19 protein-coding genes are annotated in these 21,449 nt (G+C 67.4%); 7 read left to right on the top strand and 12 right to left on the bottom strand.

Annotated elements, in window-relative coordinates; translation table 11 throughout:
• Nucleotide 1 precedes the first annotated feature (1 nt).
• Nucleotides 2-1,945 (bottom strand): MFS transporter, encoded by a 1,944-nt coding sequence (locus N536_RS0124235; protein ID WP_029115977.1) that lies wholly within the window; start codon nucleotides 1,943-1,945, stop codon nucleotides 2-4.
• Between the two features lie 178 nt (nucleotides 1,946-2,123).
• The gene (locus N536_RS39350) at nucleotides 2,124-3,422 is read right to left on the bottom strand and encodes a multidrug effflux MFS transporter (RefSeq protein ID WP_036437533.1); all 1,299 of its coding nucleotides are present in this window, start codon (nucleotides 3,420-3,422) and stop codon (nucleotides 2,124-2,126) included.
• A gap of 159 nt (nucleotides 3,423-3,581) precedes the next feature.
• Here N536_RS39350 and N536_RS0124225 point away from each other — a divergent pair, with 159 nt between their 5' ends.
• From N536_RS0124225 to N536_RS0124210, 4 genes are all read left to right on the top strand, one after another.
• The gene (locus N536_RS0124225) at nucleotides 3,582-4,334 is read left to right on the top strand and encodes a hypothetical protein (RefSeq protein WP_029115976.1); all 753 of its coding nucleotides are present in this window, start codon (nucleotides 3,582-3,584) and stop codon (nucleotides 4,332-4,334) included.
• Between the two features lie 266 nt (nucleotides 4,335-4,600).
• Nucleotides 4,601-8,293, top strand: coding sequence for a multifunctional oxoglutarate decarboxylase/oxoglutarate dehydrogenase thiamine pyrophosphate-binding subunit/dihydrolipoyllysine-residue succinyltransferase subunit (locus N536_RS0124220; protein WP_369798468.1), 3,693 nt, complete (start codon nucleotides 4,601-4,603; stop codon nucleotides 8,291-8,293).
• Nucleotides 8,294-8,355: 62 nt separating this feature from the next.
• Nucleotides 8,356-9,117, top strand: a complete 762-nt coding sequence (locus N536_RS0124215; RefSeq protein ID WP_036437488.1) for a class I SAM-dependent methyltransferase — start codon at nucleotides 8,356-8,358, stop codon at nucleotides 9,115-9,117.
• Nucleotides 9,118-9,193: 76 nt separating this feature from the next.
• Complete coding sequence (locus tag N536_RS0124210) at nucleotides 9,194-10,021, top strand: SDR family oxidoreductase (protein ID WP_029115973.1); 828 nt, start codon at nucleotides 9,194-9,196, stop codon at nucleotides 10,019-10,021.
• A 6-nt stretch (nucleotides 10,022-10,027) separates the two neighbouring features.
• Here N536_RS0124210 and N536_RS0124205 read toward each other — a convergent pair whose 3' ends face one another.
• A complete protein-coding gene (locus tag N536_RS0124205) occupies nucleotides 10,028-10,870 on the bottom strand; it encodes a glycine betaine ABC transporter substrate-binding protein (protein WP_029115972.1) in 843 nt (280 codons plus the stop codon).
• Between the two features lie 8 nt (nucleotides 10,871-10,878).
• Nucleotides 10,879-12,075 (bottom strand): NADP-dependent malic enzyme, encoded by a 1,197-nt coding sequence (locus N536_RS0124200; RefSeq protein WP_231514617.1) that lies wholly within the window; start codon nucleotides 12,073-12,075, stop codon nucleotides 10,879-10,881.
• A 147-nt stretch (nucleotides 12,076-12,222) separates the two neighbouring features.
• On the opposite strand from N536_RS0124200, the gene corA reads away from it, so the two are divergent.
• On the top strand, nucleotides 12,223-13,326 hold the full coding sequence (gene corA / locus N536_RS0124195) for a magnesium/cobalt transporter CorA (RefSeq protein WP_029115970.1): 1,104 nt from the start codon (nucleotides 12,223-12,225) through the stop codon (nucleotides 13,324-13,326).
• Nucleotide 13,327: 1 nt separating this feature from the next.
• Here the strand turns inward: corA and N536_RS0124190 are convergent, their stop codons facing one another.
• The gene (locus N536_RS0124190; protein WP_029115969.1) at nucleotides 13,328-14,302 is read right to left on the bottom strand and encodes an AraC family transcriptional regulator; all 975 of its coding nucleotides are present in this window, start codon (nucleotides 14,300-14,302) and stop codon (nucleotides 13,328-13,330) included.
• A 140-nt stretch (nucleotides 14,303-14,442) separates the two neighbouring features.
• Here N536_RS0124190 and N536_RS0124185 point away from each other — a divergent pair, with 140 nt between their 5' ends.
• Together N536_RS0124185 and N536_RS0124175 are read left to right on the top strand one after the other, a co-directional pair.
• Nucleotides 14,443-14,718, top strand: a complete 276-nt coding sequence (locus tag N536_RS0124185) for a DUF4242 domain-containing protein (RefSeq protein WP_029115968.1) — start codon at nucleotides 14,443-14,445, stop codon at nucleotides 14,716-14,718.
• A 97-nt stretch (nucleotides 14,719-14,815) separates the two neighbouring features.
• Nucleotides 14,816-15,337, top strand: coding sequence for a hypothetical protein (locus N536_RS0124175; RefSeq protein ID WP_029115967.1), 522 nt, complete (start codon nucleotides 14,816-14,818; stop codon nucleotides 15,335-15,337).
• Nucleotides 15,338-15,355: 18 nt separating this feature from the next.
• On the opposite strand, the gene N536_RS0124170 is transcribed toward N536_RS0124175, so the two are convergent.
• The 7 genes from N536_RS0124170 to N536_RS0124140 all read right to left on the bottom strand — a co-directional run bounded on the left by N536_RS0124170 (nucleotide 15,356) and on the right by N536_RS0124140 (nucleotide 21,387).
• The gene (locus N536_RS0124170) at nucleotides 15,356-15,760 is read right to left on the bottom strand and encodes an ester cyclase (protein ID WP_029115966.1); all 405 of its coding nucleotides are present in this window, start codon (nucleotides 15,758-15,760) and stop codon (nucleotides 15,356-15,358) included.
• A gap of 35 nt (nucleotides 15,761-15,795) precedes the next feature.
• The gene (locus N536_RS0124165) at nucleotides 15,796-16,389 is read right to left on the bottom strand and encodes a suppressor of fused domain protein (protein WP_029115965.1); all 594 of its coding nucleotides are present in this window, start codon (nucleotides 16,387-16,389) and stop codon (nucleotides 15,796-15,798) included.
• A complete protein-coding gene (locus N536_RS0124160) occupies nucleotides 16,386-17,558 on the bottom strand; it encodes an ABC transporter ATP-binding protein (protein WP_029115964.1) in 1,173 nt (390 codons plus the stop codon). The genes N536_RS0124165 and N536_RS0124160 overlap by 4 nt, the downstream gene beginning before the upstream one ends.
• Nucleotides 17,559-17,562: 4 nt before the next feature.
• Nucleotides 17,563-18,399, bottom strand: coding sequence for a carbohydrate ABC transporter permease (locus N536_RS0124155; RefSeq protein WP_029115963.1), 837 nt, complete (start codon nucleotides 18,397-18,399; stop codon nucleotides 17,563-17,565).
• On the bottom strand, nucleotides 18,399-19,253 hold the full coding sequence (locus N536_RS0124150) for a carbohydrate ABC transporter permease (RefSeq protein ID WP_369798467.1): 855 nt from the start codon (nucleotides 19,251-19,253) through the stop codon (nucleotides 18,399-18,401). The genes N536_RS0124155 and N536_RS0124150 overlap by 1 nt, the downstream gene beginning before the upstream one ends.
• A 68-nt stretch (nucleotides 19,254-19,321) precedes the next feature.
• Nucleotides 19,322-20,665, bottom strand: a complete 1,344-nt coding sequence (locus tag N536_RS0124145) for an ABC transporter substrate-binding protein (protein WP_197040223.1) — start codon at nucleotides 20,663-20,665, stop codon at nucleotides 19,322-19,324.
• Between the two features lie 221 nt (nucleotides 20,666-20,886).
• A complete protein-coding gene (locus N536_RS0124140; protein WP_029115960.1) occupies nucleotides 20,887-21,387 on the bottom strand; it encodes a general stress protein in 501 nt (166 codons plus the stop codon).
• Between the last annotated feature and the right edge of the window lie 62 nt (nucleotides 21,388-21,449).

Here is a 21,449-nt window from a genome sequence, read left to right as displayed (position 1 = left end):
GTCATTCGTCGCGGAACCGCGTCGAGTGCCTGCCGTAGGTGCCCCCGTCGTCGTCCCCACTCCGGGAGTGCCTGCCGCTTCGCTCGGGCGGCAGCGGCTGGAAGCGTTCCTCGTGCTCGACGTGAAAACCGTTGTGCGCGAATCCGATCGGCTCGGGATAGGGCGTCGGTTCGGGCTCATCCAAGGGTTCGTCGTCGAGCAGGCTGTGCCAGGACTCGACGGGACCGGCGTGCCAGCTGTCGGCGGGTGCGGGCAACGGGGGCTCGACGTGCGTGGGCAGCGGTTCGGTTTCGCCTTCGTCTAGCAGGTCGACGTCCAGCATGTCGGCGGGCGGGGGAACGGCGACCACTGGGGATGGGGCAGCACGACGCGGCGGATGTGGCTCGTCCCAGTCGATCGTGTACTCGACGTATTCGTCGTCGTCGGGGAAGTAGTCGTGTTCGTCGGGGAGGTGGTCGGGTTCGTCCGCCGCCGGCTGAGCGGGCACGTCACCGAATCCGCGCAGGAAGAGCGCAGCGACGACGCCGAACAGCGCGACGAACGCCGGCAGCAGCAGCGACTGCGACAACGCGGCCGAGAACGGCTCGTGCAGGAACGCGGGCAGCTTGGTGACCGAACCCTCGGCCGCCGCGGGCGCCGCGCCGCCGCCGGGCATCTCGGCGCTGATCCGCGACGTCATGAACGCGGCAATGCTGGCGCTGCCCAGGACGCTGCCGACCTGCCGGGTGGTGTTGTAGACCCCCGAGCCGGCACCGGCCAACGGACCGGGCAGGTTGCGCGTCGCGGTCGCCGCCAGCGGTGACCAGATGAACGCCATGCCGACGCCGATGAGGATGAACGGCAGCACCAGCCGCCAGATAGGCGTCGTCGGCGTCATCTCGACCGACAACCAGGTCAGCGCGATCGACAGCGCCGAGAAGCCGAATCCGACGATCGGTCGTGGGTGCGCACGATCGACGAGCTGGCCGACGAACCGCGCCAACACGCCCGTCGCGATCGGCATCGGCGCGGTCAGCAGCGCCGCCCGCGTCGGCGACAGCCCGCACACCGCCTGCGCGTAGAAGAACACGGGAACCACCATGGCCGTCACCGAGAAGCCGATCACGGCGATGCCCACGTTCGCGAGGCTGAAGTCGTTGTCCCGGAAGATCTTCAGCGGGATGAGCGGCTCGCCCGGGTTGACCGCCTGCCAGTAGACGAAGCCGGCGACGAACACCACACCGGCGGCGATCATGCCCCAGATCCACAGGGCCCAGTGATGCGACTGGCCCTCCTGCAGCGCGAAGACGACGAGGAACATCCCGGTGCCGGACAGCACCACGCCGAGCACGTCGAAGTCGTGCATCTTCGTCGGCAGGCTGGGCACCAGGTAGTACGCCAGGCCGAGCCCGATCACCCCGATCGGCACGTTGACGATGAAGATCCACTGCCAACCCAGCCCGTCGACGAGGACTCCGCCCGCCAGCGGACCCAGGAGCGTCGCCACGCCCGCGGTGGCGCCCCAGACGCTCAGCGCGACGCCGCGCCGCTCGGGCGGGAAGATCCGCGTGATCGTCGAAAGGGTCTGCGGGGTGAGCAGCGCCGCGCCGAGCCCCTGCACCACCCGCGCCGCGATGAGCGTCTCGATGCTGCCCGACAACCCACACCACAGCGATGCCGCGGTGAACACCGCCAACCCGACCAGATAGAGGTTCTTCGGCCCGAAGCGGTCACCGAGCCGGCCCGCAAGAAGCAGCGGGACCGCGTACGCGAGCAGGTAGGCGCTGGTCACCCAGATGACGGCGTCGTAGTCCGCTCCGAGGTGATCCATGATCGACGGATTGGCCACCGCGACGATCGTCGCGTCGACCAGGATCATGAAGAAGCCGACCAGCAGCGCCCACAGCGCGTGCCACGGGTTGTCCGTCGACGCCGGCGCCACGGCGAGCCCGCTCGGGCGCGTCATACCGCCGCTCCCGTCACGTGACCGCCCGGCGCCGTGACGGCGTGCGGAACGGGTGGGGGCACCAGCTGGGGAAGCACTGTCTGCAACATCTACTCGGGCATGCGTAACGGAGCTGTCCAGCCGACGCTACGGACCCGGCGTTATCCCGACAAGTCGGATGTTCAGCGCACCGAGCCCATCACGCCGGGTCGCCGACCATCCCGGCCGCGACGGCGTCGTCCTCGGCATCGGACTTGCGCAGGCCCGCGGCCAGCAGAGCGAACAAGGCGATCACCACGCCGGTGGTCATGACCACCGCGAGCGCAAGCTCGTCGTTGCCGAGCACGCCGACCAGCGGCGCCACCGCCGCACCGAGGCCGAACTGCGCGGCCCCGAGAAGCGCGGCCGACGTACCGGCGGCGTCGGCGTGGCGGGTCAACGCCAACGCGGGCGCATTCGGGATGACCAGGCCCATGGCCGCCAGGATCGCCCACACCGGGACCACGAACGCGGCAAGTCCGCCGACGCCCGCCACGGCGAGCCCGACGAACACGACCCCGAACAGCGACGAGGCGACCAGCGCCCACAGCACGATCACCTGCGGCGTGAACCGGCGCAGGAGGACGACGTTGAACTGCGTCGCACCGATCAGCGCCACCGCGCCTGCGCCGAAGACCAGCGCGAACGCCTGCTGATCGAGGCCGTAGCGACCCTGCATCACGAACGACGCCCCGGCGATGTAGGCGAACAGGCCCGACATGCCGAGCGCGGCGACCAACACCAGGATGACGAATCGCAGGTCGCGCAGCAGTTCGCCGTAGGTCGCGAAGATTCCGCCCACCCGCAGCGGCCTGCGGTGGGACTGCGGCAGCGTCTCGGGCAGCGCCAGCACGGCGAGCAACAGGAGCAGCCCCGCGAGCACGACGAGTACCGCGAACACCCAGTGCCACGACGCCTTCAACAACACCGCCGCGCCCAGCGACGGTGCCACCACGGGTGCCACGCCGAGGACGAGCATCAACCGGGACATCACGGTGGCGGCAGCAGAGTCGGTGAACAGGTCACCCACGATCGCGATCGCCACCACCATCGCGGCGGCCGCGCCCATGCCCTGCAACGTGCGGGCGGCGCCAAGCACGACGATGTTCGGCGCGATCAGGCACAGCAGCGACGCCAGCATGTGCAACACGATTCCCGCCATCAGCGGGCGGCGCCGACCCAGTGAATCAGACAGCGGGCCGACGATGAGCTGCCCCAACGCCAGCCCCGCCAACGTGCCGGTCAGCGTCAACTGGGCCACAGACGACGAGACGCCGAGTTCGTTCGCGATGCCCGGCAGCGCGGGCAGGTACATGTCGATGGTCAGAGGGCCAAGGGCGACGAGCAGGCCGAGCACCACGATCATCCGGGTGCGGCTGGGCCTCGGCCCGTCTTCCGACCGGCTGTCGATTGCCACTGATTCGGCGCTCCTGAGGTCCACGAAGGGCGATGGTGCCATGAAGATTGTTAGCACCGCGTATGAATATTTTCTTCCCGAGATGGTCCGACGATCGCGAACCGTGACCGCCGTCACTCGCGGGCACACCGCACCCCACGGCGTTCGTTGTCGACGCAGTAGCCTTGATGATCAGTCGGAAACGCACAGGGAGGCCGAGAGATGAGCGCTCGTTCCAGCGCCAAGAGCCGTGTTCCAGCGGTTGGCAATGACTCGGCTGACAACCCGAGCGTCGCGGCGCGGACGCTGTCCCAGATCATCGAACGCGGGGCGCGGGTGCAGGCGCCGGCGGTGCGGGCCTACGTCGAACGGCTCCGTCAGCAGAATCCGGACGCGACGCCCGCCGAGATCATCGGCAAGCTCGAGAAGCACTACCTCGCCGCGGTGATGGCCAGCGGCGCGGCCGTCGGCTCCGCGGCGGCGTTCCCCGGGATCGGCACGCTCGTCGCACTGTCCGCAGTGGCCGGTGAGACGGTGGTCTTCCTCGAGGCGACGGCCGTCTTCGTGCTCGCCGTCGCCGAGGTGCACGGCATCCCCGCCGAACACCGTGAGCGCAGGCGCGCGCTGGTCCTCGCGGTGCTGGTCGGCGAGGACAGCAAGCACGCCCTCGCGGATCTCATCGGGTCGGGGCGGACCAGCGGCGCATGGCTGGCCGACGGTGCCGCGTCGTTGCCGCTGCCCGCGGTGTCCCAGCTCAACTCGCGGCTGCTGAGGTACTTCGTCAAGCGCTACACGCTCAAGCGCGGCGCGATCGCGTTCGGCAAGATGCTTCCCGTCGGCGTCGGCGCGGTCGTCGGCGGCGTCGGCAACCGCCTGATGGGGCGCAAGATCATCGGCAACGCCCGGCAGGCGTTCGGCAACCCGCCGCCACGCTGGCCGTCGACGTTGCTCGTGCTTCCCCCACCGAAGCAGTAGCCGGCGAAGTAGGCGCCGCAACGAAGCGTCGCCGATACCACGAGTCAATAACGCCAAGTAGTCAATAACACAATGACCACAAGCCCGTTGCCGTGGTCTGCCCTCGTTGCGAGGGATAGCCTTGATTCGGCGCAAGGGCGGGTAACCGCATAGAAGAGATCAGCGAGCGAACACGACGCTCGCCGGGGCAGAAGGAAACGAGGCGAGTAGCTGCCGTGAGCAGTTCACCATCACCATTCGGACAGAACGAGTGGCTGGTCGAGGAGATGTACCGCAAATTCCGCGACGATCCGTCGTCAGTGGATCCCAGTTGGCACGAGTTTCTCGTCGACTACTCCCCCGAACCGACCACGGACACAACGGCTTCGAACGGCAACGGACAGCCCATCACACCGCCGACGCCTGCCCCCGCTCCGCCGCCCGCCGCGAAGGCACCGACTCCGACGCCAGCCGCAGCAGCACCCGCTGCACCAAAGCCACCCCCAGCCGAGCCCGCCAAGCAGACCCCACCGCCCGCCAAGCCGGCGCCCGAAGCTGCGAAGCCCAAGGCAGCTGCCGGACCACCCGCGGCCGAAGGCGACGAGACGGCCGTGCTGCGCGGCGCTGCGGCCGCCGTGGTCAAGAACATGAACGCATCGCTGGACGTGCCGACGGCCACCAGCGTGCGCGCCATCCCGGCCAAGCTGATGATCGACAATCGCGTCGTCATCAACAACCACCTCAAGCGCACCCGTGGCGGCAAGATCTCGTTCACCCACCTCATCGGGTACGCGATCGTGCGGGCGGTCACCAAGTTCCCGAACATGAACCGCCACTTCAGCGAGATCGACGGCAAGCCGAACACGGTCACCCCGGCCCACACGAACCTGGGCCTCGCCATCGACCTGCAGGGCAAGGACGGCAACCGGCAGCTCGTGGTCGCGGCCATCAAGAAGTGCGAGTCCATGCGCTTCGGCCAGTTCATCGCCGCCTACGAGGACATCGTGCGGCGTGCGCGCGACGGCAAGCTGACCGCCGAGGACTTCTCCGGCGTCACGATCTCGCTGACCAACCCCGGCACCATCGGCACCGTGCACTCCGTGCCGCGCCTCATGCGCGGCCAGGGCGCCATCATCGGCGTCGGCGCGATGGAGTACCCCGCCGAATTCCAGGGCGCCAGCGACGAGCGCATCGCCGAGCTGGGCATCGGCAAGCTCATCACCCTGACGTCGACCTACGACCACCGCATCATTCAGGGCGCCGAGTCCGGCGACTTCCTGCGCACCGTGCACGAGCTGCTGCTGTCCGACGACTTCTTCGACGAGATCTTCCGCGAGCTCGGCATCCCCTACGAGCCGGTGCGCTGGCGCAGGGACAACCCCGACTCCATCGAGGACAAGAACGCGCGCGTCATCGAGCTGATCGCCGCCTATCGCAACCGCGGTCACCTGATGGCCGACATTGACCCGCTGCGGCTCGACAAGACCCGGTTCCGCAGCCACCCGGATCTCGACGTGCTGACCCACGGGTTGACGTTGTGGGATCTGGACCGCGTGTTCAAGGTCGACGGGTTCGCCGGTGCCGAGTACAAGAAGCTGCGCGACGTGCTCTCGGTGCTGCGCGACGCGTACTGCCGCCACGTCGGTGTGGAGTACACCCACATCCTCGAGCCGGATCAGCAGCGCTGGATCCAGGAACGCGTCGAGGTCAAGCACGACAAGCCGACGGTCGCCGAGCAGAAGTACATCCTGAGCAAGCTCAACGCCGCCGAAGCGTTCGAGACGTTCCTGCAGACCAAATACGTTGGGCAGAAGCGCTTCTCGCTGGAGGGCGCCGAGGGTGTCATCCCGATGATGGACGCCGTCCTCGACCAGAGCGCCGAGCACGCGCTCGACGAAGTCGTGATCGGCATGCCGCACCGCGGCCGGCTCAACGTTCTGGCCAACATCGTCGGCAAGCCCTCGTCGCAGATCTTCAGCGAGTTCGAGGGCAACCTGAACCCGTCGCAGGCGCACGGCTCCGGTGACGTCAAGTACCACCTCGGCGCCAACGGCAACTATCTGCAGATGTTCGGCGACAACGACATCGACGTGTCGCTGGTGGCCAACCCGTCGCACCTGGAGGCCGTCGACCCCGTGCTCGAGGGCCTGGTCCGCGCCAAGCAGGACCTGCTGAATAAGGGCGACGGCCCGGACGGCTTCTCGGTGGTGCCGATGATGCTGCACGGCGACGCGGCGTTCGCCGGCCAAGGCGTGGTGGCCGAGACGCTGAACCTCGCACTGCTGCGCGGCTACCGCACCGGCGGCACCATCCACATCATCGTCAACAACCAGATCGGCTTCACCACGTCGCCGCACGACTCGCGCTCCAGCGAGTACTGCACGGACGTCGCAAAGATGGTGGGGGCGCCCATCTTCCACGTCAACGGCGACGATCCCGAGGCCGCCGCGTGGGTGGCGCGGTTGGCGGTCGACTTCCGTCAGCAGTTCAAGAAGGACGTCATCATCGACATGCTGTGCTACCGCCGTCGCGGGCACAACGAGGGCGACGACCCGTCGATGACGCAACCAGGCATGTACGACGTCATCGACACCAAGCGCGGCGTCCGCAAGACCTACACCGAGGCCCTCATCGGCCGCGGCGACATCTCGATCAAGGAGGCCGAGGACGCCCTGCGCGACTACCAGGGCCAACTCGAGCGGGTGTTCAACGAGGTCCGCGAACTCGAGAAGCACGAGATCGAGCCCAGCGAGTCGGTGGAATCCGATCAGGTCACGCCGCAAGGGCTGGACACCGCGGTGGACAAGTCGCTGCTCGCCCGGATCGGCGACGCCCATCTGGCCGTGCCGGACGGCTTCACCGTGCACCCGCGCGTCAAGCCGGTGCTGGAGAAGCGCCGCGAGATGGCCTACGAGGGCAAGGTGGACTGGGCGTTCGGCGAATTGCTGGCGCTGGGCACGCTGGTCGCCGAGGGCAAGACCATCCGGTTGTCCGGCCAGGACACCCGGCGCGGCACGTTCACGCAGCGCCACTCGGTGATCATCGACCGCAAGACCGGCCAGGAGTTCACGCCGCTGCAGCTGCTGACCGTCAACACCGACGGCACCCCAACCGGCGGCCGGTTCATGGTGTACGACTCGGCGCTGTCGGAGTACGCGGCGGTCGGCTTCGAGTACGGCTACTCCGTCGGCGACCCCGACGCGGTGGTGCTGTGGGAGGCGCAGTTCGGCGACTTCGTCAACGGCGCGCAGTCCATCATCGACGAGTTCATCAGCTCCGGTGAGGCCAAGTGGGGCCAGCTGTCCGACGTCGTGCTGCTGCTGCCGCACGGCCACGAAGGCCAGGGCCCCGACCACACGTCGGGTCGCATCGAGCGGTTCCTGCAGGTGTGCGCCGAGGGATCCATGACCGTCGCGATGCCGTCGACTCCTGCCAACTACTTCCACCTGCTGCGCAGGCACGCGCTGGACGGGATTCACCGGCCGCTGATCGTCTTCACGCCGAAGTCGATGCTGCGCAAGAAGGAAGCCGTCAGCGACATCCGCGACTTCACCGAGCAGAAGTTCCGCTCGATCCTCGAGGAGCCGACATACGCCGAGGGCGACGGCGACCGTTCGAAGGTGAAGCGGGTCCTGCTGACCAGCGGCAAGATCTACTACGACCTGGTGGCGCGCAAGGCCAAGGACAACCGCGACGACATCGCCATCGTCCGCGTCGAGCAGCTCTACCCGCTGCCGAAGCGGCGCCTCGGCGCCACGCTCGACCAGTACCCGAACACCGAGCAGTACTTCTGGGTGCAGGAGGAGCCGGCCAACCAGGGCGCGTGGCCGACGTTCGGGCTCTCGATGCCAGAGCTGTTGCCGGACAAGCTGACCGGCATCAAGCGGATCTCGCGGCGCGCCATGTCGGCGCCGTCGTCGGGTAGCTCGAAGGTGCACGCCGTCGAGCAGCAGGAGATCCTCGACGAGGCCTTCAGCTGAGTCCTCTCGTCTGGTGATGAGGTGGCGCCCCACGTCGATTCGCGCCGCCTTACCGTAGAGACATGACTCTGGTAGACCTTCGCCACCACAACGCCGACTACGGCTTCGATGGGGACTACCGCGCGGTGCCCGCACCGGCAGTGGCCGCCGTCGTCGCCACCACCGACGCGGCATTGCTGGCCGTGGCGGCACGCAATCTCGCCAAGGGCAGACCGATCGCCGCGGCCGTCACGGGCGCCGTGGGTGCCACCCTCGGTGCGACGGCGGCGCTGTTCATCCGCACCACCCGCGTCGGCAAGTTCGAGGCATGGGCGCAGATCCTCGAGGGTTTGGGGCTGCGCGGTGACGAGACGCTGCTCGACCTCGGGTGTGGACGCGGCGCGGTGCTGCTTGCCGCCGCCAAGCTGCTCCCGGAGGGTCGGGCGATCGGCGTCGACATCTGGCGCGCCGACCAGACGGACAACTCCCCCACCAACACGTTGGCCAACGCGGCGTTGGAAGGGGTTGCCGACCGCGTCGAGGTGCACACCGCCGACATCACGGATCTGCCGTTCGACGACGACAGGTTCGACGTGATCGTCAGCAGCCTCGTCGTCCACAACATCCCGACCAACGCCGGCCGGGCGAAGGCGATCAGCGAGGCGGCTCGAGTGCTGCGCCCGGGTGGGCGCCTGGTACTCGCCGACCTCTGGGCGACGCGGCGGCACGTCCGCCAGCTGCGCGAGCTCGGCTGGACCGATGTCGCCCGCCGCGACCTCGGCTGGCGCATGTGGTGGGGCCCGGGGATGGGCACCCACCTGATCACCGCGACGAAGCCGGGCTGACGACCCCGGCCCCCTGTATGCGGGACCGCGGGTACCGATTACCCTCGACGGGAGTCAACTGACACGAGGAGTTCACATGCAGGGGTTCGCCGGCAAGGTAGCCGTGGTGACGGGAGCCGGTTCCGGCATCGGGCAGGCACTGGCCCTCGAGCTGGGCCGCTCGGGCGCCAAGGTGGCGATCAGCGACGTCGACACCGAAGGTCTCGCGCTCACCGAGGAGCGCCTGAAGGCCATCGGCGCACCGGTCAAGGCCGACCGGCTCAACGTCACCGAGCGCGAGGCCTTCCTGCTGTACGCCGACGCCGTGAAGGCGCACTTCGGCCACGTCAACCAGATCTACAACAACGCGGGCATCGCGTACGTGGGTGACGTCGAAGTCACCCCGTTCAAGGACATCGAGCGCGTGATGGACGTCGACTTCTGGGGCGTCGTCAACGGCACGAAGGCCTTCCTGCCGCACCTCATCGAGTCCGGCGACGGCCACGTCGTCAACGTCTCCAGCCTCTTCGGCATCTTCTCGGTCCCCGGCCAGGCGGCCTACAACTCGGCGAAGTTCGCCGTTCGCGGCTTCACCGAGGCGCTGCGCCAGGAGATGATGGCCAACGGCCACCCCGTCAAGGTCACCACCGTGCACCCCGGCGGCATCAAGACCGCGATCATGCGCAACTCGACCGCCGCCGAAGGCGTCGACACCGCGACGTTGACCGACTTCTTCGACAAGAAGCTCACCATGACCACGCCGGAGAAGGCCGCGACGATCATTCTCGACGCGGTCCGCAAGGGCAAGGCGCGCGTGCTCGTCGGGCCCGATGCCAAGGCGCTCGACGTCATCGTGCGGCTCACCGGGTCGGGGTATCAGAAGCTGTTCTCGACGGTTCTCGCCAAGATGCCGTCGGTGCACTGACGCGGTCTAGTGGCCCAGCGGGTGGGCGTCCAGCCAGGCGCCCGCAACGGCGCCGGGATCGGTGCCGTCGGCAACCTGACGCCGCATGTCGGCCAATCCCCCGGTGTCGAGTTCACCCGCAACTTGGTTGAGCGCGATGACCTGCTGTTCGGTCAGCTCGTTGCGCCGGTACAGCGGCACCACGTTCTCCGCGCGGACCAGCGCCGTCCGGTCGGACAACACCACCACGTCGTCGGGCAGGTTGGGAGCGGCGGTCGACGTCCACGCCGCGTTCACCTCACCCGCCCGCAATGCGCCGAACAACGTTGCGGCATCGGGGAATTCGCGCGCCGCGGGCAGCCGGCAGGTGCCGATCGCGGCAGGAGGGTCGGCACTGGCATCTGCACTGGCGACGGCGCCCGCCTCGATGGCGCCGCAGTGCCGGACCGCTGACGTCAGGTCGTGCCCGTTCCATGCCCGCGCCGTCGCCTCGGTGACCGCCAACGCGGGCTTGTCCTGGGCCGACTGGGCGTAGTCACCCGCGCCGATGCCCTCGGGTAACGCGGAGATCATCGATCGGTACACCTGCTCGTCGGCGCGCGCCGCCGCATCGGGGGCGAAGCGCTTCAACAGCCGGCCCGTCAGTCCCGGGACCACCGTGACGTCACCGGTGTCGAGCTCGGCGACGGGGTCGGAGCCCGACTCCACGTGCGCCGGGCTGCCGTAGTACCGCAGTGCCGCCGCATACACGTGGGCCAGCAGCACCGATTCGGGATCATCGCCGGCGCCGACCGCGATCGACGGCGGCCCCGACGGACCCCCACAGCCGGCGATCAGCAGCGCGACCAGCGCGACCGCCAGCCGGCGCATCGCGCGGCTCAGACCTTCGACGCCGCCGCCACCGCGGCCGCCACGGCCGGTCCGACGCGCGGATCCAGCGCGCTGGGCACGATGTGGTCGACGGCCAGGTCGTCGCCGACCACGGAGAAGATCGCCTCGGCCGCGGCGACCTTCATCGCCTCGGTGATCCGACGCGCACCCGCGTCCAGCGCCCCGCGGAACACCCCGGGAAAGGCCAGCACGTTGTTGATCTGGTTCGGGAAGTCGCTCCGCCCGGTGGCCACCACGGCGGCGTACTTGCGTGCCGCGTCGGGGTGGATTTCGGGGTCGGGGTTCGACAGCGCGAAGACGATGCCACCCGGCGCCATCGTCGCGATGAGTTCTTCGGGAACCAGCCCGGCGGAGACGCCGAGGAACACGTCGGCGCCGTCGAGCGCTTCGGCGATCCCACCGGTTCGCCCCTCCGGGTTCGTCTTCTCGGCCAGCTCGGCCTTGAACGGGTTGAGGTCGTCGCGGCCGCTGTGCACGATGCCCTTGGAGTCGAGCAGGACGACGTTGGTGATGCCCTTGGCGATCAAGATGTTGGCGCACGCCACACCCGCGGCGCCAGCGCCGGAGATCACCAGCCGAAGTGAGTGGATGTCCCGGTCGAGGACCTTGGTGGCGCCGATCAGCGCCGCCAGCACCACGATCGCGGTGCCGTGCTGATCGTCGTGCATCACCGGGCAGTCCAGCGCCTCGATGACCCTGCGCTCGATCTCGAAGCAGCGCGGAGCCGAGATGTCCTCCAGGTTGACGGCGCCGAACGTCGGGCGCAGCCGCACGATCGTCTCGACGATCTCGTCGGGATCCTTGGTGTCCAGAACGATCGGAATGGAATCCAGCCCGCCGAACGTCTTGAACAGCGCGCTCTTGCCCTCCATCACGGGCAACGACGCGGCGGGGCCGATGTCGCCGAGGCCGAGCACGGCACTGCCGTCACTGATGACCGCCACCAGCCGGTTGGCCCAGGTGTACTTGGCGGCCAGCGTGTGGTCGGTCGCGATCGCGCGGCTGACCTGGGCTACGCCCGGCGTGTAGGCGATGGAAAGGGCGCGCTGGGTGTCCAGCGGCTCGTTGAGCGCTACCGAGAGCTTGCCGCCCTCGTGGGCGGCGAAGATCTCCGCATCGTCGATGACGACCTGTGGCGTTCGCTCCGCTGACGAGCGCGAGGAATCAATGGTTCCGTTAGACACGGGCGTCAGGGTACTTCACACAACAACCTCACCCGGGTGGGTTCCCCACTCGTGAGCAGATCGGTAAACAGGCTTGGGGCGTAGCATCACCCCTGTCGATTTCGAGGCCCCGACGTGGGCTGCGTCGCCGCGACGGGAGGTCAGCGCATGCCGTCTTTCCGTTCCATGCAGCCATCGATGCTGCGTCCCAACACCCGCAGGACCACTACGCCTCTGCCCAGTTCGATCCACGTGCCGGTGGCGCGTGCGATGGTCGACTGCGGCGTCTATGCCGACGGGGCCCGGCTACCGGGCAAGTACACCCACGCCGCGGCGCTGACAAAGGTGCACGAGCTCGAGCAGGACGGCGTCACGGCGTTCGTGTGGATCGGTCTGCACGAACCCGACGAACACCAGATGCAGGCCGTGGCCGACGTGTTCGGACTGCACGAACTCGCCGTCGAGGATGCGGTGCACGCGCACCAGCGCCCCAAGCTCGAGCGCTACGACGACACATTGTTCCTTGTACTGAAGACCGTGAACTACGTCGAACACGAGTCGGTGGCCATGGCCCGCGAGATCGTCGAGACCGGCGAAATCATGATCTTCGTCGGGCGCGACTTCGTCGTCACCGTCCGGCACGGTGATCACGGCGGGCTGGCCAGCGTGCGCAGGCACATGGACACCTCGCCGGCGAACTGCAGGCTCGGTCCCTACGCGGTGATGCACGCCATCTCCGATCACGTCGTCGACTCCTACCTGGAGGTCACCGATCTCGTCGAGAACGACATCGATGCGATGGAGGAGAACGTCTTCTCACCGGACAGCCCCACCGACATCGAGCACATCTATCTGCTCAAGCGGGAAGTCGTCGAAATGCGCAGGGCGGTCGGTCCGCTGACGCTGGCGCTGCAGCGAATCGGCAGCGACCACAACGACCTGATCTCCAAGGAGGTCCGGCGGTACATGCGCGACGTGCTCGACCACAACACGCAGGCCTCCGACCGGATCTCCAGCTACGACGAGGTACTCAGTTCACTGGTGCAGGCCGCGGTGGGCAAGGTGTCGATGCAGCAGAACCTCGACATGCGCAAGATCTCGGCGTGGGTGGCGATCGCCGCAGTGCCCACCGCGTTGGCAGGCATCTACGGGATGAACTTCGACCACATGCCCGAATTGCACCAGGTATGGGGCTATCCCGCGGTGCTGGTGGTGATGGCGACCGTGTGCACGGTGCTCTACACGACGTTCCGGCGCAACCACTGGCTCTAGCTCAGCTCGACGGCTGCTGCGCGGTGCGCCACGCGCCCGGCGCGCTGCCGTGGCTACGCCGGAACGCTCGGCTAAACGCCACCTCGGATTCGTACCCCACACGTCGGGAGACCGCGCTGACGCTGAGGTCGGTCGTGCGCAGCAGATCGTCGGCGACGTGCATGCGCCATTCCGTCAGATACCGAATCGGCGACCGGCCGAGGACGTCGCGGAACCGCTGATCCAGTACCGAGCGGGAAACCGCTGCGGTACGGGCGATCTCGGTCAACGTCCACTTCCTCTCCGGCGCAGCGTGTAGCGCGGCCATCGCCGGCGCCAACACCCGATCGTGAAGCGCGGCGATCCAACCGTGTTCGGCCATCGGCGCCGTGGCGAGATGGATCCTCAGGACCTCGGTGAGCAACAGTTCCGGCAGTCGCGTCGAGGACGGCGGCGCAGGCAGCGCGTCGGTGGTGACCTCGAGCGCGTAGTTGATGCTCGAAGCGACCCAGCGCGCAGCAGGTCCGTCGGGGACGCGCACGACGAACACCGGTGGCAACGCCCGCATGGCTGGATCGAACAGCGGATCGTCGGAATGCATGTGCCCGCAGACGATGTCGGTGCGCTCACCACCGGCGCCGTGCAGGAGCACCGGCATGGTTTCCCACGGCGGCCTGCTCATCAACTGCACGAGCGGAACGACCTCCGCCGATTCCTCCCCACCCATCAGGTAGTCGTCGCCGTAGGGCAACACGATCACGTCGCCGCGGTTGGCCCAGTGTCTTTCGCCGCCGGGCAACGAGATCCAGCACCGGCCCGCGGCGACGATGTGGAACATGATCATGCTGGCGGCGCCCGGCCGCAGCGCCTTCGTCAGGTCCTGCAACGGGGATTCGAATGCCCAGTTCTCGGTGAACTCGGCGCGGAAGAAGATGACGCCGTCGAGGCGCAGATTCTCCAGAGCGGCACGCAACGGCGTCGGCTCCACGGCCGTCATCGTGCCGGATCCGCGTAATCCGGTGTTTCGGCACGGAGTTCGGGTTGATCGGTCATTGGCTGCTTCCCTCCACCCCTAGAGGCTGATGGTGTCACACACCAGAACCCGAAACCGGGCCGAATTCACGAGGAAACGAAGCAATGTCGAAATACGTCATCGAACGCACCATGCCCGGCGCCGGCAGGCTCTCACCGGCAGAGCTGCGCGCCGCGTCCGCGGTATCGAACGAAGCCCTGGCCACGCTCTCGCCCCGCGTGAAGTGGCAACAGAGCTACGTCACCGCCGACAAGATCTTCTGCGTCTACATCGCCGAGGATCCCGATGCCATCCGCGAGCACGCCCAACTTGCCGGCCTGCCCGCCGACGCCATCCACCTGGTCGGCTCCGTGATCGACCCGTCGACCGGCGATGTCTGAACCTTTCACCGGCCGCCTGCGTATTCACTGTGAACGGACATCGTGTACGTCGCCGATCTCCGCCCCGAACACCCAACCGAACGCGAGGAACAACACCATGTCCACGAATCACCCGGTGATCAAGGCTGCCGCATTCGTCGCTCTGTCAATGACTGTCGGCGTTGTGCTACCACCGGCGCTGGCGCACGCCGGCCCGACCACACTGGCGATGTCGAGCAGCATCCGCATGGCGGTGAGTGACTCGACCCGTTCTCCCGGCGGCAACTACATGGAGCAGGTCGTGTACGTCGACGGCCTGGTTTCGATGAGTCAGGCTGCGGCACAGGACACCATCAACCACGGCAACTACACCATTGCGCTGAGATACTGGGGCGACGACACCAACGACGACGACCTGCTCTTCGGGCCCGTCACTGCCGACCTCTTCGCGGCGCCCGACGGCCTGCACTTCCAGCGCGCGACCGCGCTGAAGCACGCGCAGCTGGACGAGGACAGCGGGACGTTCGAGAACATCGGCGACGGCGGCATCGACGAAATCTACGTCGGCGCACGGCTACTCGACGCGAGCGGCAACACCGTCGCCAAGGTGGAGAGCAATCGCCTCGAGGGAGACTTCTGATCGATCGCCTTAAGGGACTCAGCGATCACCTTGCCGGGCGATCTGCTCGGCGATGGCTTGGGTGTCGATCAATGACCACACCTCGGTGATCCTTTGGTCGCGAAACCTGTAGAAGACGTGCTCCGCGAACGACATCAGCGTGCCCGTTGGCTCGAACCCGAGAAAGGGCTGCTGCGGGGTGCACCGGAAGTACAGCCGCGCCGCGACGGTATCGGTGTCGGCGACGACGAGTTCTGCGGTGAACCGAAGATCCGGAATCGCTAGGACTTCGGCTTGCCGCGCCGCGCGATAGTCGGCCAGGCGCATCCGCGTCGAGTTGTAGGTCAACTCGTCGTCGACGAATTCGTGCAGGTCGTCCCAGCGCCGTTCGTTGAGGCACTGCAGGTAGCGGTGGTAGTGGGTGGCCAGATTTCCGGTCGTCACGGCGTTCTTCTCCTCAGTCGAATCGCCCCGTAGCGCTAGCGCGGCTGAGCGGCCGGCCGCCGAGGATCGAGCACGTCGACACCGTCCACCCGCCAGGCCTCCCGCATCGCCTCGGCTCCCTTGAGCCGCACCCAGGCCGCCTCAGTCGCGGTGATCGGAGTGGCCGACAACACCGTCACCGCATCAAGGGGTGCTGGCAGCCGAACGTCATCGATGTCGCTGGCGCCCAACAACATCGCAGTGAACGGAGCGCCCTCCCACAAGGGGGTCTCGAGGTCGACGAGCGCGTCGGGACCGAGCACCAAACCTTCGACGGCTGGAGCCGCCGCGACCACGGCAATGGATCGGGCCAGTCCGGTGGGCGTCGGGCCGCGCAGCGACACCACGACCTCGGCGCGCGGACCGGCCGTGGGGTCGGCCACCATCTCGGTGGGCTCGATCATCGGGTGACGTGAACAGCCAAGGGACACATAGTGATAGACATCGCGCCCGACCGGTCCGTAACGCAGCACCTCGATGGACTCCGCGCCAAGGAACGTCACACTGGCCGAAACGGGTTCGGCGGTGATCCCGGCCGCTGCGAAGTGTTCGGTCAGACGCGCGCGGACCTCGGTGAGGACGTCGGTCACTCGGCGGGCGGGATGGACAGGTTGACTCCCGTGTCCGCGTCGAACAACGTCAGCTTGGACGTGTCGAACGCGAGCTCGACGGTCTGCCCTGCGGTCACGGTCGACTCGGCGGAAACCCTTGCCACGAACTGGTTCTTGGGGGCCCCGGACTCGACCGCCAGCTCGGCGAGCTGGGCGGCCTCCGCGCCTTCGCCCTCGGTGTGGAAGTGCAGATACTTGTCGGCGCCAAGCGACTCCACGAAGTCGACGGTGACGGTGAACGTCAGGGCCCTGATGCGCGCGTAGGTGTCGATCAACGCGACGTCCTCGATGTTCTCGGGGCGTACGCCGACGATCACGTTGTTGGGCTTGGGATGAAGCCCCAGCACGTCGTGGACCTCAGAGGTCAGGGTGACGTCGCCGAACGGCAACCGCACTCCCACGTCGGTCAGGGTGGCCGGGAAGAAGTTCATCGCCGGCGACCCGATGAAGCCGGCCACGAACAGGTTCGCAGGACGGTTGTACAGCTCCTCGGGCGTGCCGATCTGCTGCGCGACGCCCGCCAGCATGACGACCACGCGGTCGCCGAGGGTCATCGCCTCGGTCTGGTCGTGCGTCACGTAGACCGTCGTGGTGCCGAGCCGGTTCTGCAAACGCGCGATCTCCGAACGCATCTGCACGCGCAGCTTGGCGTCGAGGTTGCTCAGCGGTTCGTCCATCAGGAACGCCTTCGGGTCCCGCACGATGGCGCGGCCCATCGCCACCCGCTGGCGCTGCCCGCCGGACAATTGCCCGGGCTTGCGGTCGAGCAGCTCGGTCAGATCGAGGACCTTCGCCGTCTGCTCGACCTTGGTCGCGATGTCGGCCTTGCTCACCTTGGCCAGCGTGAGCGGAAACGCGATGTTCTGCCGGACGGTCATGTGCGGGTAGAGCGCATACGACTGGAACACCATCGCGATGTCGCGGTCCTTGGGGGCCTTCTCGTTGACCCGCTCGCCGCCGATGCTGAGCTCGCCCGAGCTGATGTCCTCCAGCCCGGCGATCATGTTGAGCGTGGTCGACTTCCCGCAGCCCGAAGGCCCGACCAGGATGATGAACTCCCCGTCGGCGATGCTGATTGACAGATCCTTAACCGCCACAGCGCCATTGGGATAGCTCTTGGACACGTGGTCGAGCACGATTTCGGCCATCGAATTACCCCTTCACCGCACCGGACGTCAAACCGGCGACGATCCGTCGTTGGAAGATTAGTACGAAGATGATGATCGGCACGGTGATGACCATCGCGCCGGCGGCAATGGATCCGGTCGGCTCCTCGAATTGCGAACTGCCGGTGAAGTTCGCGATCGCCACCGGCGCCGTGATCGCCCGCTGCGTCGCCGTCAGCGACAGCGCCAGCAACAGGTCGTTCCAGGCGAAGATGAAGACCAGGATGGCCGCCGTCACGATGCCCGGCGCCGCCAGCGGCGCGATCACCTTGCGGAAGGCCTGCCCCGGGGTGGCGCCGTCCATCTTGGCCGCCTTCTCCAGATCCCATGGGATCTCCCGGAAGAACGCCGACATGGTGTAGATCGCCAGCGGCAGCGCGAACGTGATGTACGGCAGGATGAGGCCCGGCCAGGTGTCGAACAGCCCGAGCCGGCGTTCGATGTTGAAAAGCGGTGTCACCAGCGAGATCTGGGGGAACATCGCGATCAACAACGCGACGCCCACCAATGCCTTCTTGCCGGGGAACGCGAGCCTCGCGATCGCGTACGCCGCCATTCCGCCCAGCAGCACCGCGATCACCGTGGTGATCAGCCCGATGCCGATCGAGTTCACCAGCGCCGAACTGAAGATGTTGCCCTGGAAGATGGCCTTGTAGTTGTCGAACGTCACCTGCGCCGGAATCAGCTTGCCGTCCTTGACACTTGACGTCGGCTTCAACGACAGCGACAGGATCCACAGCACGGGGAACAGGGCGTAGAGCACCACCAGGACGTTGACGACGGTCCACCCCGTCGCACGGCCGGGGCCGACCCGATCGGACATCAGCGGCTCCCCTCGTCGTCCGAGCCGGGCGCCGACGCGCCGAACACCTTGATGTAGATGAAGGCGATCACCGCGACGGACAGGAAGACCAGCACGCTGATCGCCGACCCGAGTCCGAGGTTGAATGCCTTGAACAGGTTGTCGTAGCCCAGGATCGACACCGAGCCGGTGTCGTTGGCCCCGCCGGTCAGCACGTAGATGTTGTCGAAGATGCGGAACGCGTCGAGGGTGCGGAACAGCAACGCCACCAGGATGGCCGGCTTGATCATCGGCAGGATCACCTTGATCAGGCGCTTCCACGCGCCGGCACCGTCGACCTGTGCGGCGTTGAGCAGGTCCTGCGGCACCAGCGCCAGCCCGGCGAGCAGCAGCAGCGCCATGAACGGCGTCGTCTTCCACACCTCGGCCAGCACGACGATCGCCAGCGAGGGCAGCTGCTCGGTCAGCGGCGCGCTGCCGGTGGGCAGCAGATTGGCCAGGTATCCGGTCCCGGGCGTCCAGGCGTAGTACCAGCTGTAGGACGCCGCGACGGTGACGATGCCGTACGGGACCAGGATCGCGGTGCGCACGGCGCCCTTGCCGAAGATCGTCCGGTGCATCACCAGGGCCAGCGCCATGCCGAGCACGAACTCGATGGCCACCGAGACGATGGTGATGGCCAGGGTGACCACGAACGCGGTCCACCAGTACCGGTCGGTGAGGATGGTCTGGTAGTTGGCGAACCAGACGAACTTGGTGTCGTCGGGTGCGGCCAGGTTGTAGCGCTGCAGGCTGAGCCATACGGCGTAGGCGATCGGGTACGCGGTGACGGCGATCATCAGGATGACGGCCGGACTCACCAACCAGAACGCCAGCCGTCGGTCCGAACGACTGTCGTCGGTGGCGTCGCCGGGCGCTGCAGCCTGCTCTGCGACGGATGCCGTCACGGGATCAGCCCCTTCCCGTCGATGGCCTTCTGTACCTGATCGGCGAGCTCGTCGGCGTCGCGCTCGGGTTCGATGTCGGTGATCGGCGCCAGCGTCGCCGAGATGCGTGTCGACACCGCCTGGTAGACGGGCGTCGCGGGTCGTACCGCGGCGTTGGTCAGCTGCTGGCGGATGATCTCGTACTGCGGGTACTTGGCCTGGAACGCCGGATCGTCGTAGAGCGACTCACGTACGGCGGGCAAGCCGCCCTCGATCGAGGTGTACCGCTGATTCTCCACGTTGCGCATGCACCGGATGGCCTCGAAGGCTTCAGCCCTGTGCTGGCTGGTCTTCGCGACCGCGAGGTTCAAGCCGCCGATCGTGACCTTGGCGGGCTCGCCCTGCTGCACGCCGGGGTAGGTGGCGAAGCCGAACACCTTCTTGCTGGCGTCGTAGGCGGCTCGGAACTGCTCGTCGGTTGGCGAGAACGTCCCGACGTCGTTGATGCTGCCGGCCAGCGCGGGGTCGTCGTTGAGCGGGAGGAAGGACACGCCGCCCTTGACGGCGTTCTCCAGCAGCGACGGCAACACGAACGGCCAGTTCACCTCGAGGGCGGCTTTGCCCTGTTCCAGCGCCAGGCGCGCGGTGCCTTCGTCCGTCTGCGTGATCGACGGGTCGGCCCCTGGGGCCGTGGCAACCGCTTTGATGATCTGCAGCGCCTTCACCGTCGCCGCGCGGTGCTCTGGGGTATCGGTGAGCGTCACGGACTTGCCGTCGTCGGAGAGCACTTGGCCTCCGGCGCTCTCCAGCAACGTGTTGAACCACACCACCAGGCCCTCGTACTGCTTGGCCTGCAACGCGATCCAGCTGGGCTTCCCCGCGGCGTGCAGACGTGCCGCCTCGGACACCATGCCATCCCACGTGTTTGGCGGTTCGTCCATCAAATCAGCGCGGTACCAAAGCAATTGGGTATTAGTGGTGATCGGCGCGGCGTACAACTTGTCCTGCCACTCCGCCGTCTTGAGCGGTCCTGGCAACGTATTGCTCTTGGCGTCGGCCTCCGCCTTGCCCGCCGGGTCGTCGGAGAGCGGCAACGCCCAACCGGCCTCCGCGAACTCGGCGGTCCACACCACGTCGAGGGCCATCACGTCGAGCGTCTTGTCATTGCCGGTGAGCCGGCGAGCCAGCTGCAGACGCTGATCGTCGGCGCCCTTGGGCAGGCTGATCTGCTTGATGGTGAAGCGCCCACCGAGCTCTTCGTTGCAGCGCTTCGCCACGGCCGTGAACGTGGCCATCTCGCTGGCCGGTGTGTAGTAGTTGATGACGATTCCGTTGGACTGCGACCCGCACGCCGACACCATCGACGCCGTCGTCAGCGCAGCCAACACCGCAGCCCGCAGCCGCAGAGCGCGCACCGCCCGCCTCCTGTCCGTGCGAGTTCGTCCCGCGCGCAAACCGTAGAGCGAATTACGCGTGATGTGCAACACTTTCGCCCCGCGCGTCGCAATCGTGACCTGCGGGCCCCCGGGTCAGCGAACTTCAGGGTTCACCAGAACGGCATCGGAGATGGGCGGCGACGGGCTCAGATCGTCAAGCGCGCCAGCAGATCCCGACCCTGCTCTGCGCCCTGGGGATCGCACAGCACGTCGTAGCGGCCGGCAACCAGTTGCATCGTCGAACTGAAATCTCTTGTGCCGCGAGCCATCGCGTATTGCAGGCCCGAGGTGATGAGTCCGAAGAACACACCGGCCACCAGCCCAGCGATCAACGAACCCCACGGGCTGGGGCTGAAGAAGCCGAGCACCAGCCCGATGAACAGGCCGAGCCAGGCGCCCGTCAGCGCACCGCCGCCGAGTACCCGCGGCCACGTCAGCCGTCCCGTCACGCGTTCGACCTGCATCAAGTCGACGCCGACGATGGTCACCTGCTGCACCAGAAACTCTTGGTCGGACAGGTAATCCACCGCCCGTTGCGCCTCGGCGTAGGTGGGATAGGAGCCGATCGGCCATCCCTTCGGCGGCGTCGGCAGTCCAGCGGGGCCGCCGCGGCCCGGCTTCTGTCCAGGTTGTAGCGGACTGGTCATCTTTGTCTTCTCCTCCGGCCTTCGGACAGCCAACCAGTCGAACGTCCAGTCGGACAACGCCC

It is taken from the genome of Mycobacterium sp. URHB0044, assembly GCF_000620625.1.
Classification (GTDB): domain Bacteria; phylum Actinomycetota; class Actinomycetes; order Mycobacteriales; family Mycobacteriaceae; genus Mycobacterium.
This window is presented reverse-complemented; position numbering and strand designations above follow the sequence as displayed.

Bases quoted from the DNA above. Each gene is read 5' to 3' on its own strand.
- N536_RS0124235 (WP_029115977.1), bottom strand. From the start codon at position 1,945: ATGACGCGCCCGAGCGGGCTCGCCGTGGCGCCGGCGTCGACGGACAAC.
- N536_RS39350 (WP_036437533.1), bottom strand. From the start codon at position 3,422: ATGGCACCATCGCCCTTCGTGGACCTCAGGAGCGCCGAATCAGTGGCA.
- N536_RS0124225 (WP_029115976.1), top strand. From the start codon at position 3,582: ATGAGCGCTCGTTCCAGCGCCAAGAGCCGTGTTCCAGCGGTTGGCAAT.
- N536_RS0124220 (WP_369798468.1), top strand. From the start codon at position 4,601: ATGTACCGCAAATTCCGCGACGATCCGTCGTCAGTGGATCCCAGTTGG.
- N536_RS0124215 (WP_036437488.1), top strand. From the start codon at position 8,356: ATGACTCTGGTAGACCTTCGCCACCACAACGCCGACTACGGCTTCGAT.
- N536_RS0124210 (WP_029115973.1), top strand. From the start codon at position 9,194: ATGCAGGGGTTCGCCGGCAAGGTAGCCGTGGTGACGGGAGCCGGTTCC.
- N536_RS0124205 (WP_029115972.1), bottom strand. From the start codon at position 10,870: ATGCGCCGGCTGGCGGTCGCGCTGGTCGCGCTGCTGATCGCCGGCTGT.
- corA (WP_029115970.1), top strand. From the start codon at position 12,223: ATGCCGTCTTTCCGTTCCATGCAGCCATCGATGCTGCGTCCCAACACC.
- N536_RS0124190 (WP_029115969.1), bottom strand. From the start codon at position 14,302: ATGACGGCCGTGGAGCCGACGCCGTTGCGTGCCGCTCTGGAGAATCTG.
- N536_RS0124185 (WP_029115968.1), top strand. From the start codon at position 14,443: ATGTCGAAATACGTCATCGAACGCACCATGCCCGGCGCCGGCAGGCTC.
- N536_RS0124175 (WP_029115967.1), top strand. From the start codon at position 14,816: ATGTCCACGAATCACCCGGTGATCAAGGCTGCCGCATTCGTCGCTCTG.
- N536_RS0124160 (WP_029115964.1), bottom strand. From the start codon at position 17,558: ATGGCCGAAATCGTGCTCGACCACGTGTCCAAGAGCTATCCCAATGGC.
- N536_RS0124155 (WP_029115963.1), bottom strand. From the start codon at position 18,399: ATGTCCGATCGGGTCGGCCCCGGCCGTGCGACGGGGTGGACCGTCGTC.
- N536_RS0124145 (WP_197040223.1), bottom strand. From the start codon at position 20,665: ATGGTGTCGGCGTGCGGGTCGCAGTCCAACGGAATCGTCATCAACTAC.
- N536_RS0124140 (WP_029115960.1), bottom strand. From the start codon at position 21,387: ATGACCAGTCCGCTACAACCTGGACAGAAGCCGGGCCGCGGCGGCCCC.